General features: G+C 67.1%; 11 protein-coding genes. 5 read left to right on the top strand and 6 right to left on the bottom strand.

Annotated elements, in window-relative coordinates; genetic code table 11:
- Nucleotides 1-68: 68 nt before the first annotated feature.
- The 4 genes from A5694_RS05795 to A5694_RS05780 all read right to left on the bottom strand — a co-directional run bounded on the left by A5694_RS05795 (nt 69) and on the right by A5694_RS05780 (nt 4374).
- A complete protein-coding gene (locus tag A5694_RS05795) occupies nt 69-875 on the bottom strand; it encodes an SDR family NAD(P)-dependent oxidoreductase (RefSeq protein WP_234786323.1) in 807 nt (268 codons plus the stop codon).
- Between the two features lie 26 nt (nt 876-901).
- The gene (locus tag A5694_RS05790) at nt 902-2269 is read right to left on the bottom strand and encodes a cytochrome P450 (RefSeq protein ID WP_234786322.1); all 1368 of its coding nucleotides are present in this window, start codon (nt 2267-2269) and stop codon (nt 902-904) included.
- 154 nt (nt 2270-2423) lie between these two features.
- Complete coding sequence (locus A5694_RS05785) at nt 2424-3191, bottom strand: phthiotriol/phenolphthiotriol dimycocerosates methyltransferase (RefSeq protein ID WP_064920945.1); 768 nt, start codon at nt 3189-3191, stop codon at nt 2424-2426.
- 97 nt (nt 3192-3288) lie between these two features.
- Complete coding sequence (locus A5694_RS05780; RefSeq protein ID WP_082952534.1) at nt 3289-4374, bottom strand: AurF N-oxygenase family protein; 1086 nt, start codon at nt 4372-4374, stop codon at nt 3289-3291.
- A gap of 227 nt (nt 4375-4601) precedes the next feature.
- Between A5694_RS05780 and A5694_RS05775 the strand changes: the two genes are divergently transcribed.
- The 4 genes from A5694_RS05775 to A5694_RS05760 all read left to right on the top strand — a co-directional run bounded on the left by A5694_RS05775 (nt 4602) and on the right by A5694_RS05760 (nt 10378).
- Nucleotides 4602-6098: a flavin-containing monooxygenase gene (locus A5694_RS05775; protein WP_064920885.1), complete on the top strand. Its 1497-nt coding sequence runs from the start codon at nt 4602-4604 to the stop codon at nt 6096-6098.
- Nucleotides 6099-6193: 95 nt separating this feature from the next.
- Nucleotides 6194-9268, top strand: coding sequence for an RND family transporter (locus A5694_RS05770; RefSeq protein ID WP_419179701.1), 3075 nt, complete (start codon nt 6194-6196; stop codon nt 9266-9268).
- Between the two features lie 127 nt (nt 9269-9395).
- Nucleotides 9396-9878, top strand: coding sequence for a hemerythrin domain-containing protein (locus A5694_RS05765; RefSeq protein WP_064920883.1), 483 nt, complete (start codon nt 9396-9398; stop codon nt 9876-9878).
- A 41-nt stretch (nt 9879-9919) separates the two neighbouring features.
- A complete protein-coding gene (locus A5694_RS05760) occupies nt 9920-10378 on the top strand; it encodes a hemerythrin domain-containing protein (RefSeq protein ID WP_064920882.1) in 459 nt (152 codons plus the stop codon).
- An 8-nt stretch (nt 10379-10386) separates the two neighbouring features.
- Here the strand turns inward: A5694_RS05760 and A5694_RS05755 are convergent, their stop codons facing one another.
- Both A5694_RS05755 and A5694_RS05750 read right to left on the bottom strand, forming a co-directional pair.
- Nucleotides 10387-11829 carry a PE-PPE domain-containing protein gene (locus A5694_RS05755; RefSeq protein ID WP_064920881.1) on the bottom strand — a complete coding sequence of 481 codons (1443 nt, stop codon included), beginning with the start codon at nt 11827-11829 and terminating at the stop codon, nt 10387-10389.
- Entirely contained in the window at nt 11826-12596 is a 771-nt protein-coding gene (locus A5694_RS05750) for a lipase family protein (protein WP_064920943.1), read from the bottom strand. Before A5694_RS05750 ends, A5694_RS05755 begins: the two co-directional genes overlap by 4 nt.
- 281 nt (nt 12597-12877) lie before the next feature.
- On the opposite strand from A5694_RS05750, the gene ileS reads away from it, so the two are divergent.
- Complete coding sequence (gene ileS, locus A5694_RS05745) at nt 12878-16012, top strand: isoleucine--tRNA ligase (protein ID WP_064920880.1); 3135 nt, start codon at nt 12878-12880, stop codon at nt 16010-16012.
- The last annotated feature ends 197 nt before the right edge of the window (nt 16013-16209 follow it).

Here is a 16209-nt window from a genome sequence, read left to right as displayed (position 1 = left end):
TGGCCACCGAGGCAGTATGTCACGGACGGTATGTCGCGCCGATGACTGGGTCGGGAGGTCGCCGGGCCTCAGTCGCGTAGTTCGCGCATCAGGATTCGTTCCCACATCCGGTCGGTCACCAGAGTCCGGGCGAGCATGGTGAGCTTGCCGGAGAGCCCGACGACGTAGCGCGGCTTGGGGTTACGCGCCCGAACGACGCGGATCACGGCGCGGGCCACGGCGTCGGCTTCGATCATCACGCCGGGTTTCTCGCTCAGCCGGCGGGTGGTGTCGGCGTAACGACGCTTGAACCCACCGTATGGGTCGTCGGCGGCGTAGGTCGGGTGCGCCTCCTGCTGGGCGGTGACGAACGGTGTCCGCACGCCGGTCGGGTCGAGCAGCACCACGCGTACCCCGAAGCGCGCCACCTCGGCCCGCAGCGCCAGCGACAGCGCCTCCATGCCGTACTTGATCACGTGGTAGCCGCCGGCCCCCGGACTGGCGAAGCGTCCCCCGGTGCTGCCGATATTGACGATGACTCCGGCCCCGCGCTCGCGCATACCGGGCAGTACCGCCTGCGACAAGTGCAGGGCCGCAACGACATTGGTTTCGAAAAGGCTGCGCAGGTCATCCAGCGCCAGTTGCTCGAGCGGACACGTCAGCGGAAACCCGGCGCAGTTGACCAGCACGTCCACCCCACCGTGTTCGGTCACGATCTCCGCGACGAGCCGCTCTACGGCGGCCTCGTCGGTGACATCGAGTCCGCGGGCGGACAGTCCCCGCGAAGCAAGGCGTTGCAGCGCCTCGGGATTGCGGCCCACGGCGTAAACGCGATAGCCGGCCGCCTGCAGTCGGTCGGCGGTCGCCTCGCCGATCCCGCTCGTCGCCCCGGTCACGAGCGCTACCGGGCTGGTCGCGCCAGTCATACGGTGTCGACTACCCCGGATTCGTCGTCGATATCCGTGCCGACCCGCTCGCCGGTGCCGGCGAGTACCAATTCGACGGGCAGGTGCTCGAGGCCGCGCATCGTGGCGTTGACCAAGTAGCGGTGCTGCCCGTCCAGCCGGATGGCCTCGACATGGGGGATCAGCTGCGTCAGCACCCGGCTGACTTCGATGCGGGTCAGGTGCGTGCCGAGGCAGTAGTGGGCGCCGCCGCCGAACGCGACGTGATCGGTCGGATTGCGGTCCAAATCGAAGGTGTCGGGGTCGGGGTAGTGCCGCGGGTCCCGGTTGGCGGCCGCATACAGCACCAGCACCCGAGCACCGGCCGGGATGGTGTGCTCACCGACCCGATAGTCGCGGGTCGCGGTTCGGTAGAACCCCTGCACCGGGGAGACCAACCGCAGCTGTTCTTCGATCGCAGCCGGGATGAGCTCAGGGTGCTCGCGTAGCCGGGTGTAGACGTCCGGACGCTGCGCCAGCGTCAGGAACAGGCCCGAGATCAGGTTGGTCGTGGTCTCGCTGCCGGCCCCGACGAGCATCGACGCGGTCCAGAACACCTCGTCGTCGGAGAGCGTGTCGTCCCCGCTGGGCGCGGCCAGCATCGAGATCAGGTCGTCCCCGGGCGCGGCGCGGCGGGCTTTGATCATCGGGTCAAGGCTGCGGTGCATGGCGATGACCGCCTGGCTGGAGCGCATGTTCAACGCCATCCCGCGCAGGGTCAGCGGTGCGAACGCGGCCTCGTTGATGATGTCCGCCCATTCCAGGAACTGGTGGCGGTCTTCCTGCGGTATCGCCAGCATCATCGTGATCAGCCGGTTGGGCAGCGGTTTGGCCAGGTCGGCCACGATCTCGACGCGTCGACGCTGGAGCATCGCAGCGACGAGTTCGTCGGCGGCGCGGTTGATGTTGATCTCCCACGACTTCATCGCGCGGGGGGTGAAGGCCCGCGACACCGACCGGCGCAGCCGGGTGTGCACCGGCGGGTCGGTGGCGTTCATGGTCTGCAGGCGAACCCGGAAACGGGCCTGGCTCTCGGCGGACGACAACGCGTCGTCGTCGCGCAAGGCCTTCCAGACCTCGTCATAGCCGGGGATGATCCAGATGCCACGTTTGCGGCTGTACCAGACCTTCGGCCCGTCCAGCAGCGTGCGGTAGCCCGGATACGGGTCGCGCATCGTCTCCGGCGCGAACGGGTCGAAATCGGTCAGGGGGGCGGTCTCGCGGCCGGTCAGGGCGTAGCGGTAGGCCGTCGCCCGGTCGCGGGCCACCCCGATCAGGCCGTCGGTGCCGATCTTGAGCAGGCTGGCGCGAAAGCGAAGCCGACGCGTCAATTCCCTTTGGTCCATGGCAAAGCCCCTCGTCACGATCGTCAGGTTTGAGCGCGGATGATCGAAGCCACCCTAACCCGCTGTCAGACGCTGAATTAACGGAGTCGATTCAAAAAAGGCCGGAGCGGGGGAACTGCGCCCCCGCTCCGGCGATCTGACAGTTGGGTGGACCTCAGTCCTTGACGAGGTCGAAGATCCGGTAGGTGATCTCGCCACGGTCCAGGTCGCGGTAGAACAGCGAGCCTTCGACCACCGCGAACTCCCGGCCGAAGCGCCGCAGGAAGAACGGCAGCCGCTCGTTGATCAGCTCGTTGGAGCGCGGCGAGTTCGCCGCGAGCCCGCGGACGACCTCCCGGCTGATGTCACGCTCGTTGAGCAGCCGCAGCGGCGGCGTCGCCAGGGTCTGCTGCCAGGACTCGATGTCCTCCTTGGCGCGGAAGTCGGTGTGCAGGAAGTGTCCACCCGGACGCAGCACCCGGCCCACTTCGCTGACGAACCGGGCGAAGTCGGGGTAGATGTGGGAGGCCTCGACGTTGATCACCGCATCGAAGGACTCGTCCGGGAACGGCAGGTTGAGCGCGTCGCCCTGCACGAACTCCAGGCCCGGCACCTGGTGGCGCTTCTGGCAGAAGGCCACCCCGTCGGCGTTGAAGTCCAGACCGGTGTAGGAGGCCGGCTTGAGGGTCCGGGCAATGAAGGAGGCGCCGCCACCGTGGCCGGAGCTGACCTCCAACACCTTCTTGCCGGTCAGATCGATCTGGCTGGCGGTCTGGTGGTAGAGCTGGATGGAGTAGCGGTTGGGCTCGTCGGCCTCATCCAGCTTCAGGCCCAGCGGCGGGTCCTGCTCGTAACCCCAGTTGAGGAAGACGACGTCGTCGTGCCCCATCCGCCGGGTCATGTACGGGTACCAGTATTTAAAGGCCTTCTTGTACAGCGGCATCGCCGAGATCCGGTAGACCAGATCGGCACCGACTTTTTCCAAGGTCTGAGATGGGGAACGCACCATACCGAAAGTATGGCACAGCTGGGGACGTGCTTTAGACCCCGGTAACGTGCGCCGGCACCGGTACCCGCTGCGGTTCGCCACGGTAGCGCGACGGGGGCCCGTCGATCTTGCAGATACGCCACATCAGCCGGCCGGCGGGCGTCATCAGGCCGATGTCGTTGCACAGCATCCGGATGTCGGCGAACGTGTCCTGCAGTTCCTGCCGGGACTGCGGGGTCCCGTGCACCAGCTGCTTGCGCACCGCACGCGGCACCTGGAACTGCCGGAAGAAGCTGCGCGGCGGCACCACCATCGGCTTGGCGAGCAGACGCATGACGAACGGCACGTACACCGACATCCACAGCCGGTTGATCCGCCACACCTTCGGGACGCGCTTACGCAGGTAGGCGTCGGCGAACGAGATGTGGCGGGCCTCCTCGGCGATGTGGATGGCCATCACCTTCTCCACCACGGGATGCCCGGAGCCGGCCTCGCGCAAGGCGTTGGTCTGCAGCACGTCGACGGGCACCTCGCCGGCCAGCACGCCGAAGAAGAACACGTTGGGGAACGGTCCGGCGTACAACGGCATCAGCGGGGACAGCCAGCGCATCCACCACTGCATCCCGGGAACGTCGAACCCGATGCGGTTCACCAGTTCCTGAAACATCAGGACGTGGTTGCACTCCTCGACCGACTCGTGCATGCAGTAGCGGTGTTCGGGGGAGCCGTTGGGCACCCGGGACGCGTACTGGACCAGCCCGCGGATCAGCATGCTTTCGAACTGCAGGGTGACTTTGGCGATGTTGGCCTGCCGCCACATCCCGATCGCGATCTGCTTGTCCAGCGGCTGGCTGCGGTACCAGTCGGTGCGTGCCAGTGCGTCGTCCTTGAGCACCCAGCGCGGATCGTCGGCCGTGATGGCGTATTCCGGGGCGTCCCAGTCGATATCGGTGAACGGATCGAAGCGGCGCCGTACCGAGCTCTCCGAGAGATTGGCCAGTGTCGCGGTGTACTGAGGGTCGTCGGCGACATCCATATTGCGGCGGTAGCGCGCGACGGCACGAGCGACGGTGGCCAACACCAAGCCGGCGATCCCCAGGCTGCCCAGCAGCCCGAAGACGTCGATCCAGATCGGCATTTCGAACACTCCCGTCGTTGGGCTGCGCGCGAGGGATCCGCGGCTAGGCCGAAGCTTACCGCCGAGATTGGCAGAACACTAAGACCCGTCGCGCCGACGTGGTGTGATTGCGGCCATCTCGCGACCGCGCAGCGCCCGTTACTTTACCTCCGGTTGCGGGTGTCCGCAGTTCGACTGACCTGCGCGCACAGCGCCGAGACCCGGCATTGCGGTAGCGTATTCACCTTATGGGGACCCAGCAGTACCAGCACTACGAGGCCATCATCGTGGGCGCGGGCTTCGGCGGAATCGGCGCGGCGATCCAACTGCGCAGGCTGGGCTATCAGAACATCCTGATCGTCGACCGCGAGGACGGTCTCGGCGGCACCTGGCGGGTCAACCACTACCCGGGCCTGTCGGTGGATCAGCCCTCGACCACCTATTCCTATTGGTTCGAACCCAACCCGTACTGGTCGCGGCTGTTCGCGCCCGGCCATGAGGTGCAGGCCTATGCCGAGCACGTCGCGGACAAGTACGACGTGCGCCGCTTCATGCGCTTCAACACCTGCGTCGACGGCGCCCAGTGGGACGAGGACACCAAGGTGTGGCGGGTGGCCCTGGCCGGCGGCGAGACGCTGACCGCGCAGTTCCTCATCGTCGCCACCGGCTTTTTGTGCCAGCCGAAGACGCCGGACATCCCCGGCATCGAGACCTTCGCCGGGCGCATCATCCACACCGCGGCCTGGGACCACGAGTACTCGCTGGCCGGGCGCCGCGCGGCGATCATCGGGACCGGCTCCACCGGGATCCAGGTCATTCCCGAGCTGGCCAAGCAGGTCGCCGAGCTGACGGTCTACCAGCGCACCCCGATTCTGGTGACACCCAAGTCCGACGTGGTGTTCCCGCCGGTGGTGCAGGCGATGTTCGCCCGGATGCCGTTCACCCAGCGCATCGTGCGGTGGATCACCGACAACCTCACCGACTTCATGATGGTCCTGACCATGTGGCGCTACCGGCGGTTCAAGTTTCTCAACAAGGCGATGGCGGCCCAATCCGCCCTGCACCGGTTGCTGTCGGTGCGGGACCGCGAACTGGCCCGCAAGATGCGGCCTGACTTCGACTTCGGCTGCAAGCGCCCGACGATCTCCAACGATTACTACCCGACGTTCACCAAGCCGCATGTGCACCTGGAAACCGCCGGGATCGAGCGGATCGAACCGGACGGCATCGTCGCGTGCGACGGCACCAAGCGCGAGATCGACACCCTGGTGCTGGCGACCGGCTTCGACGTCTGGGAGGGCAACCTGCCGGCGATCGAGGTGGTCGGTCGCGGCGGCCGCAACCTGGGTAAGTGGTGGCGGGAGACCCGCTTCCAGGCCTACCAGGGCATGACCGCACCCCAGTTCCCGAACTTCATCAACATGGCCAGCCCCTTCGCCTGGGTCGGCCTGTCCTGGTTCAATACCGTGGAGTACCAGATGCGGCACATGAACCGGTTGTTCGGCGAGCTGCAGCGGCGCCAGGCGCGCACCTTCGAGGTCACCGAAGAGGCCAACGCCCGCTTCTACGACCGGATGATGAGCCTGCTGGACAGCTCGGTGTTCCACCTCGGCAACTGCGCGACGTCGAATTCCTATTGGTTCAACCACCACACCGGGGAAGCCCCGCTCTTCCGGCCCACCTCGGTGCGCACCGCGGTCAAGGAGCAGGATCACTTCCCGCTGTCGGACTACTTGATCGGGTAGCTTTCACTGCCCCGGTCGGCGAACCAGGGGTTACAGTGATCGCTTGGGGGAAATCGTCTGGTGAGGGGCCTTGGAAAGTGACGAGAACGCACCACCTGAGCCTTAGCCGGCTGTCTGCAGCGGGAGTGGTCCGTAAGTTTGCGCTACCGATCATTCTCGGTTGGGTGGCGATCACGCTTCTGGTCAGCGTCGCTGTTCCACCGCTGGAGCAGGTCGCCAAGGACCACCCGGTGTCGTTGAGCGCCAAGGACGCGCCGTCGATTCAGGCGATGGCCCGCCTGGGGCACGACTTCCAGGAGTCGAACACCGACAGTGCGGCGATGATCGTCATCGAAGGTGACGAGCCGCTCGGCGACGCCGCCCACCACTACTACAACGAGCTGATCGCCCAGCTCAACGCGGACACCACGCACATCCAGCACATCCAGGACTTCTGGGGAGACCCGCTGACCGCGGGCGGCGCCCAAAGCCCCGACGGCAAGGCGGCCCTGGTCCAGCTGAATCTCGCCGGCAACCAGGGCGAGGCGCTGGCCAACGACTCCGTCGAAGCGGTCCGCGACATCGTGCACCGCACCCCCGCGCCGCCGGGCGTGCGGGCCTACGTCACCGGTCCCGCGCCGATGGTCACCGACATGAACACCAGCGGTGACCGCGCGGTGCTGAAGATCCTGGTGGCCACCGTCTCGGTGATCTCGCTGATGCTGTTGCTGTTGTACCGCTCGGTCAGCACGGTCGCCCTGCTGCTGGCGGTCGTGGGTATCGAGCTGGCGGCGGCGCGCGGCATCGTCGCCTTCCTAGGCCACAACGGCTGGATCGGACTGTCCACCTTCGCGATCAACATCCTGGTCACGTTGGCGATCGCCGCTGGCACCGATTACGGCATCTTCTTCATCGGCCGCTACCACGAGGCCCGGCATGCCGGCGAGGATCCGGAAACGGCCTACTTCACCACCTACCGCGGGGTCGCCCATGTGGTGCTGGCGTCCGGCCTGACCATCGCCGGCGCCACTTTCTGCCTGAGTTTCACCCGGCTGCCGGTCTTCCAGACGATGGGCATCCCGTGCGCGGTCGGCATGCTGGTCGCGGTGGCGATCGCGCTGACGCTGGTCCCGGCGGTGCTGGCGGTTGCCAGCCGCTTCGGCCTCCTGGAACCGCGGCGCAAGATGTCGGATCGCGGCTGGCGCAAGGTGGGCACGGCGATCGTGCGCTGGCCCGGGCCGATCTTCGTGGCCGCCTGCTCGGTTGCGCTCATCGGGCTGCTGGCGCTGCCCGGCTACAAGGTCAGCTACAAGGACCCGTCGTTCATCCCGGCCGACACCCCGGCCAACCTCGGTTGGGCGGCCGCGGCGCGGCACTTCCCGGAATCGCGGCTGCTGCCCGAGGTGTTGCTGATCGAGTCCGATCACGACATGCGCAACTCGGCGGACTTCCTGGTGCTCAACAAGCTGGCCAAGAGCGTCTTCGCGGTCGAGGGGGTCGCCCTGGTGCAAGGGGTGACCCGGCCCGAGGGCACCCCGCTGGGGCACACCTCGATCCCGTTCCTGCTCAGCATGCAAAGCGCCGGGCAGATGCAGAACCTGGACTTCATGAAGAATCGGGTCGCCGACATGCGCAAGCAGGCCGACGATCTCGAGGGCACCATCGCCTCGCTGCAACGGATGTATGCCCTCATGCAGCAGCTGGGCACCAACACCCATGAGGCGACCGGTGTTTCGCGTGAGGCGATGGATCTGGCCAACCAGATGCGCAGCCATATGGCCGATTTCAACGAGTCCTCCAAGTTGCTGCGCGAATCCGTTGACGGGCAACCGGATTGCCGTCAAGATCCGACCTGCATGTCGCTTCGGTCGGCCTATGCCTCGATGGACGGCGCCACCCAACTCACGGAGAAACTCAACGAGTTGGCGCCGGTGATGAACAACGTCGACGTGGTGACGCCGCAGCTGCTGGAGATGATGCCGGCGCAGATCGCCGCGCTGCGCAGCCTGCAGACCATGATGCTGACACTGCACAGCACCATGTCCGGGATCATGGCGCAGGTCGAGGAGGTCGGCGGGGATTCGGCCGCGATGGGCCAGGACTTCGACGCGGCCAAGAGCGACGACTCGTTCTACCTGCCGCGGGAGGCATTCGACAACCCCGACTTCAAACGCGTGATCGGACTGTTCCTCTCGCCGGACGGCCACGCGGCGCGCTTCTTCATCACCCACGACGGCTATCCGGCGACGCCGGAAGGCATGGCGCGGGTGAACGCGATCAAGAAGGCCGCGACCGAATCCCTCAAGGGCACGCCGCTGTCGACGGCCAAGGTCTACGTGGCCGGCACCGCCGCACTCTTCAACGATCTGCAGGGCATCGCTGACTACGACTTGCTGATCGCCGGGATCACTTCGCTGGCAATCATTTTCATCATCATGCTGCTGATCACGCGCAGCTTCATCGCCTCCTTGGTGATCGTCGGGACCGTGCTGGCCTCGCTGGGGGCGTCGGTGGGGCTGTCGGTGTTGGCGTGGCAGTACATCTTCGGCATCCACCTGCACTGGCTGGTGATGGTGATGTCGGTCATCATCCTGCTGGCGGTGGGCTGTGACTACAACCTGCTGCTGGTCGCCCGATTCAAGGAGGAGCTCGGCGCCGGGATCAAGACCGGCATCATCCGGGCGATGGGCGGCACCGGCAAGGTCGTCACCGCCGCCGGATTGGTCTTCGCCTTCACGATGGCGTCCATGCTGGTCAGCGACCTGCGGGTGGTGGGCCAGGTGGGTACCACGATCGGTCTCGGCCTGCTGTTCGACACCCTGATCGTGCGCTCGTTCATGATGCCGTCGGTGGCTGCGCTGCTGGGCCGGTGGTTCTGGTGGCCGCTGAATGTGCGTGAGCATCCGGCGCGGGCATCGCAGGCGGCCCAGCCGGCCACCGCCGCGGCCGGCGACGACGCCGAGGACCACGACGACGCCGTCAACGCCGACGCCGAGGACGACGCCGATAACGCTGCCGACGAGGTGGCTGTGGCGTCGGGTGAGCCGGCCGACGAGCATGACCGGACATTCGAGGACATGGTGGCCACGGCCTTCCCCGAACTGTCCGGACTGCCCCCGACGCCCGCCGAGGATCGCCCCACCGAGGTGCTGGCGGCCATGCAGCCGCCTGAAGAAGAGACCGAACGCTAAGCGGTGCCGATCGGCGCTGGTCGGCACGCCGCCCCGTGGACTAACATTTAGCCAAGTCCTGATTGTAAAAAATATCCTGCGGTTTCCGGCTCGATCTCAGGCGGCGTCCGCACCAAGGAGGCGGCAGATGCCTGACGAAAGCCTTTCGGCCGCACTGGAACGCGAGCATCAGGAGATCGATGCCGGGATCAGAGCGTTTCTGGACAAGCTGGACGCCGGCAGCGTGGACGCCGACGCCCTCCGCGAGACACTGGCGGCGCTGCGGCGCCACATTTACCTGGAGGAAGAGCTCCTGTTCCCGCCGATCAGCACGGGCGCCCAGATGATGTCGGTGTTCGGGATGATCCGCGGCCACGGTGAGATCTGGCGCACCATGGACACACTCGATGAGCTGGCCGGCGGGCCAGGCGGACCGGTCGAGCAGGACGCATTGCGCGAAGCCTGCCAACGCCTTTCGGCACTGCTGATCGACCACAACAAGGTGGAAGAGCCGGTGATCTACCCGGCCGCTGACACCGGCCTGGCGCCGGAGCAGGCCGCCGAACTGGCCGGGTTCATCGCATCGGGCCGGATGCCCGACGGCTGGGTCTGCGCGAAAGCCGGGGCGTGAATCAGGATTGGAGAACGCTTGTGTCCGTTGACAACCCAGACATGTCCCCGTCGGCTGTGTTGGAGCGGGAGCATCAAGAACTCGACGCCCGCCTGGAGGCGTTCCTGAACGGACTCATCGGCGGCCGAGTGGACGCCGACGGGCTGAACGCCGCTCTGGAAGGGCTGCGCCGGCACATCTACCTCGAGGAACGGATCCTGTTCCCGCCGATCCGGCACGCCGGCATGGCGATTCCGGTCGCGGTGATGATGACCGAGCACGGCGAGATCTGGCGCACCATGGATGCGCTGGCCGCACTGGTGGTCAACGGTGACACCGAGCGCATGGGCGCGATCTGCCGTCTGCTGCTCGATCAGCTCGCGGTACACAACTCCAAGGAGGAGCAGGTCATCTACCGGGCAGCCGACACCGGGCTGGAACCCGACCAGGCCGCAGCGCTGACCGACTTCATCGAGACCGGCCTGATGCCCGATTGCTGGGAGTGCCGGGAGGCGCGCTAGAGACCCGGCTAAAGGCCCAAGCCGCCCAGGCCGAGCCCGATCGCGATCGGGATCAGCGCCAGGTCGGCCGCGATCGGAAGGCCGATCGCCTCGAGGAGGTTGCCCGCTTGGAGCTGATCGAGGAAGACCGCGGTGTCGTAGGCCGGCAACGTGATGGTCAACGCGGTGACCACGTCGGCCAGCGGAAGCAGCTGGGCGAACGGGTCCGGCGGCGTCTCCGATGAGCCGAGGTCCAGGGCGTTGAGCACCGCGGTCAAGCTCTGCAGGTTCGGGTCCTCGAGGAAGGTGGCGGGATTGACGGTCAGATCGCCGACCGCATACGCCGCCCGCAGCAGTGGGCCGGTCACCGGATTGTCGGCGATTGTCGCGAACACGTCGTAGTTGGTCGGGTCGAGCAGATCTTTGCCGGCGGCGATGAGCCCTTGCGGGATTCCGCGCAGCAACGCCTGGATGACCTCGGTCCAGTCGAGGCCGGCCGGGAACAACCCGAACGGGGTTTCCACGTCCGCCCGCCCTTGGCTCCAGCCTTCGGTGATGCTGCCGTAGCCGAGATTGACCAGCACCTTCAGGTCCGGTTCCACCAGGTCGGCCAGCGGATTGCCGATGAACGGCACAAAGCGCACCAGATCCAGCAGCGGTAGATGATCCTGCGGAATCAGGTAGTAGTGGGTCAGCGAATCCGCGGCGGTAGGCAGGGGGATGGCGCCGGCGATCTGGTCGGGCTCCAGACCGAGGTAGGTGAAGTGCTCGAGCACCAGACCCGCCAGGGCGTTCAGGTCAGCGAGCGGGTTGAGGGTGAACTGGGGGAAGTCGGCGAAGCCGTCGTATTCGAGGGTGTAGACGTCGGTGGGGTAGAGGTCCGGGGTGGGGTAGCCGAATGTGATGCCCAGGCTCGGGATCGACGGGTTGGAGCCGAGCGGGACGTCGAAGCGTTCCAGCAGCCCCCCGTTAGGGGCGGCGGTGTCGCCGACCAGCACGAAGTGCACGTCCTCGGCCGGCACGTGCCGGTCGGCGAGCTCGCGCATGGCCAGCGAGGACAGCGCGGAGCTCTGTGAATAGCCGAACACCACCACCGGATTCGTGGCGTCCACGCCCCCGCCGGCGACCTGGCGGCTGACCGTTTCGCTGAGCATCTGCGCGCCCTGAGTCTCCGAGACGAACGCCGGCAGGCTCTTGACGCCGGTCGTCGGGTAGAAACCCTCCGGAGTGAACAACGGCTGCGAGGTGCCGGTGAATCCGTGCGGCTGCAGGTAGAGGGCGTCGGCGGCGTCGACGTATCGGGGCCCCGGCAGCGGGTTGCCGCTGCCACCCATGATCAGCGCCAGACCGTCGCCCAGGCCGGCGAGGCGCACCGCGGCTTCCGCGGACCTCGGCGGTGCCGGGCTGACCACGCCCGGCGCGGTGGCCGCGACCAGCGCGAGGACGACCGGCGCCCTCGGTGGCCAGGTCACGGCGGCGCCGCCATCAGTGCCGAGAGCCCGGCGTCATAGGCGGCCAGGCTGTGGCGCCAGCCGACGTCGATCGCCCCGCCGCTGTCCACCGCGATCTCGGCGCCGACGTGGACATACGGCCGCGGCGGCACCAGCGGCACGATGTCGAGGAAGTTCACCACCCGATAGCAGCATTCGATCGCCGCGTCGAACGCGGCGGCGAAATCGGGCAGCCCCACCCGCGGGCCGGCGAACGTCGTCAGTCGCGGCTCGATGGTGCGTGGTGGTGTTCCGGGGAGCCTGATGCCGGCGATGTCCGGTGCCGCCAGCACCGCCAGCGCCGCGCCGAGGCTGTGCCCGGTGATCAGGATGTTCTGGCAGCCGTCGGCGGCGGTGGGCAGGTTGGCGGCGACGCTGTGACGAACGCAGAAGTAGACGTCTTGGAATCCGGCATGGACTTGGCCGAAACCGGTGACCGGCTTGTAGGGCGCGGGCAGGAAATCGAAGTCGGCGATCCAGTCGGCCACATCGGAGCTGCCGCGAAAGGACACGAACGCGGTGCCGGTGGCGAGGTCGTGCCCCATCAGCCCGAAGATGTGGGTGTCCTTGGCCATCGCCTGTGCCGGGTGCTGCTCGGGCAACGTGGCCAGGTGGGCGGGATCGGCTTCGATCAACGCCGTTCGGGTGAAACCGGGCGGCAGGGCCGGCGCAGCACCGGACATCACGGTGTAGGCCGCCTGCGCCAGTGGCAGCACCACATCGCGCGCATATGACGCGCTGAATGCCACGAAGAAAAAGTGTAGAAGTCCGAGCGCGGGTAGAACCCGTGTCCGGCGAATCGGCGGCTCTCCGTACAATCGGGTGATCGGCAATGATCCGGCCATCACCGGGGAGCCTTCGGAAGAACAGGCCCGGCCCAGACACGGACCCCAGTAGAACCGAACGGGTAGGCCCGTCACAGCCTTGTTGAGCGGTCGCGCCGGCAGCGCGGCAAGCGGGGTGGTACCGCGGTGCTCGCGCAACCCGCGCGGCGTCGTCCCCGGGCCGGGCGCTTGGGAGACGACGAGAAGTGAGCGAACGCAGCTATCCGAAACCGGCCGCCGGTGCCCCCGACTTCCCGGCGGCCGAAGCCGAGGTTCTCAAGTACTGGGCAGCCGACGACACCTTCCGGGCCAGCATCGCCCGCCGCGACGGCGCCGAAGAGTATGTGTTCTACGACGGCCCGCCATTCGCCAACGGGCTGCCCCATTACGGGCACCTGCTCACCGGCTACGTCAAGGACATCGTGCCGCGGTATCGCACCATGCGCGGCTACAAGGTGGAGCGCCGGTTCGGCTGGGACACCCACGGGCTTCCCGCCGAGCTCGAGGTCGAGCGCCAGCTCGGCATCACCGACAAGTCGCAGATCGACGCCATGGGAATCGCCGCGTTCAACCAGGCCTGCCGGGAATCGGTGCTGCGCTACACCGCCGAATGGCAGGACTACGTCACCCGGCAGGCCCGCTGGGTCGACTTCGACAACGACTACAAGACCCTCGATCTGCCGTTCATGGAGTCGGTGCTGTGGGCGTTCAAGCAGCTGTGGGACAAGGGTCTGGCCTATGAGGGTTACCGCGTCCTGCCGTACTGCTGGCGCGATGAGACACCGTTGTCCAACCACGAACTGCGGATGGACGACGACATTTACCAGAGCCGCCAGGACCCGGCCCTGACCGTCGGGTTCGCCGTGCGGGACGGTGAGCTGGCCGGTGCGCACCTGGTGGTGTGGACCACCACGCCGTGGACGCTGCCGTCGAACATGGCGGTCGCGGTCCACCCCGAGGTGACCTATGTGCAGGTGGCGGCAGGGGAGCGGCGCTATGTGCTGGCCGAGGCGCGACTGGCGGCCTATGCGCGTGAACTCGGGGAAGAACCACAGGTGCTGGGCCGCTACGGTGGTGCGGAGCTGGTCGGGCTGCGGTATCTGCCGCCGTTCCCGTACTTCATGGACTCCGCCAACGCCTTTCAGGTGCTGGCCGCCGACTTCGTGTCCACCGAGGACGGCACCGGGCTGGTGCATCTGGCGCCGGCCTACGGTGAGGACGACAAGAACACCACCGACCCCGCCGGGATCACCCCGGTCACCCCGGTGGACGCCAAGGGCCGCTTTGATTCCAGCGTGCCCGACTACGCCGGGCAGCACGTGTTCGACGCGAACAAGGCGATCATCGCCGACCTGAAGAACGGCACCGGACCGGCCGTCGCCAACGGGCCGGTGTTGGTACGGCACGAGACCTACGAGCACCCCTATCCGCACTGCTGGCGGTGCCGTAATCCGCTGATCTACAAGGCGGTCTCGTCGTGGTTTGTGCGGGTCACCGAATTCCGGGACCGCATGGTCGAACTCAACGACCAGATCACCTGGTATCCCGAGCACATCAAGGACGGCATCTTCGGGAACTGGCTGCGCGGCGCGCGGGACTGGTCGATCTCGCGAAACCGGTACTGGGGCACCCCGATTCCGGTCTGGAAGTCCGACGATCCGGCATATCCGCGGATCGATGTCTACGGCAGCCTGGATGAGTTGGAGCGCGATTTCGGGGTGCGGCCCGACAATCTGCACCGGCCCTACATCGATGAGTTGACCCGGCCAAACCCCGACGACCCAACCGGCGCCTCGACGATGCGGCGCATTCCCGATGTGCTCGACGTGTGGTTCGACTCCGGGTCGATGCCCTACGCGCAGGTGCACTACCCGTTTGAGAATGCGGCATGGTTCGACGGAGGCGCGGGGGAGGCGGCCCATTACCCGGGCGACTTCATCGTCGAGTACATCGGCCAGACCCGCGGCTGGTTCTACATGATGCACGTGCTGGCCACCGCGCTGTTCGACCGGCCGGCGTTCAAAACCTGTGTGGCGCACGGCATCGTGTTGGGTTCCGACGGGCAGAAGATGAGCAAGTCGCTGCGCAACTACCCCGATGTGAACGAGGTGTTCGACCGCGACGGCTCCGATGCCATGCGTTGGTTCCTGATGGCCTCGCCGATCCTGCGGGGCGGCAATCTGATCGTCACCGAGCCGGGCATCCGCGAGGGCGTGCGCCAGGTGATGCTGCCGCTGACCAACGCCTATAGCTTCCTGGCGCTCTACGCGCCCAAATCCGGGGTGTGGCGCACCGATTCGTCGCATGTGCTCGACCGCTACATTCTGGCGAAGCTGGCCGCGCTGCGCGACACGCTGACCGCCGCGCTGGACAGCTGCGACATCTCGAGCGCGTGTGAGGAGCTGCGGCAGTTCACCGAGGCGCTGACCAACTGGTATGTGCGGCGCTCCCGGCAGCGGTTCTGGGACGAGGATCGCGATGCCATCGACACTCTGCACACCGTGCTCGAGGTGACCTGCCGGCTGGCCGCGCCGCTGCTGCCGCTGACCACCGAGGTGATCTGGCGCGGCGTCACCGGCGAGCGGTCGGTGCACCTGACCGACTGGCCCGAGGACGGCAGCCTGCCCGCGGACGCCGACTTGGTCGCCGCGATGGACCAGGTGCGCGAGGTGTGTTCCGCGGCGTCCTCGCTGCGCAAGTCGCATCAGCTGCGGGTCCGGCTGCCGCTGCCCAAACTCACCGTGGCCGTCGATGAGCCGCAGCGGCTGGCGCCGTTCACCGAACTGATCGCCGACGAGCTCAATGTCAAGGCCGTCGAGCTGAGCGAGGACATCGCCCGCTACGGCCGCTTCGACCTGGCGGTCAACGCCAAAGTGGCCGGTCCGCGGCTGGGCAAGGACGTGCAGACCGCAATCAAGGCCGTCAAGGCGGGCGAGGGCGTCCTCAACCCGGACGGCACCCTGAGCGCCGGACCGGTGGTGCTGCGCGAGGGCGAATACACCTCCAAGCTGGTGGCCGCCGATCCGGAGTTCACCGTGGCGCTGCCGGACGGCGCCGGCCTGGTGGTGCTCGACGGCACCGTCACCGAGGAACTCGAAGCCGAGGGCTGGGCCAAAGACCGTATCCGGGAACTGCAGGAGCTGCGCAAGAACAGCGGCCTGCAGGTCTCCGATCGGATCAGTGTCGTGCTGTCGGTTCCGGGCCCGCGGCTGGGCTGGGCGCAAACCCATCGTGACCTGATCGCCGGCGAGATCCTCGCCACCGCCTTCGACTTCGGCGAGCCCGGTGCCGACGCCACTGAGATCGGCGACGGTGTGCGGGTAGCGATCAGCAAGGCCTGATCAGCGCGGCTGCCCGGCGGCGGTGTGAGTTTCTCGCAGCCAGATTCTTTTGCTCCCCACCGGTCGGCCTGCCCTCGCCAGCAGAGTCGGCCCCGGCGGCCGCTACTGGGCGTTTGCCCAGGCCAGCCTGTGCAGCGGCGTCGGACCGATGGGACTTCACCCGCCGGAGTACGCGCGCGCGAAACACACCGCGCGCG

The sequence above is a fragment of the Mycolicibacter sinensis genome (assembly GCF_001667945.1).
In the GTDB taxonomy this organism is placed as follows: Bacteria; Actinomycetota; Actinomycetes; order Mycobacteriales; family Mycobacteriaceae; genus Mycobacterium; species Mycobacterium sinense_B.
Note: the sequence above shows the minus strand (reverse complement) of the source record. Positions and strands in the feature narration are given on the sequence as shown.

Bases quoted from the DNA above. Each gene is read 5' to 3' on its own strand.
- A5694_RS05760 (WP_064920882.1), top strand. From the start codon at position 9,920: ATGTCCCCGTCGGCTGTGTTGGAGCGGGAGCATCAAGAACTCGACGCC.
- A5694_RS05790 (WP_234786322.1), bottom strand. From the start codon at position 2,269: ATGGACCAAAGGGAATTGACGCGTCGGCTTCGCTTTCGCGCCAGCCTG.
- A5694_RS05775 (WP_064920885.1), top strand. From the start codon at position 4,602: ATGGGGACCCAGCAGTACCAGCACTACGAGGCCATCATCGTGGGCGCG.
- A5694_RS05765 (WP_064920883.1), top strand. From the start codon at position 9,396: ATGCCTGACGAAAGCCTTTCGGCCGCACTGGAACGCGAGCATCAGGAG.
- A5694_RS05785 (WP_064920945.1), bottom strand. From the start codon at position 3,191: ATGCCGCTGTACAAGAAGGCCTTTAAATACTGGTACCCGTACATGACC.
- A5694_RS05780 (WP_082952534.1), bottom strand. From the start codon at position 4,374: ATGCCGATCTGGATCGACGTCTTCGGGCTGCTGGGCAGCCTGGGGATC.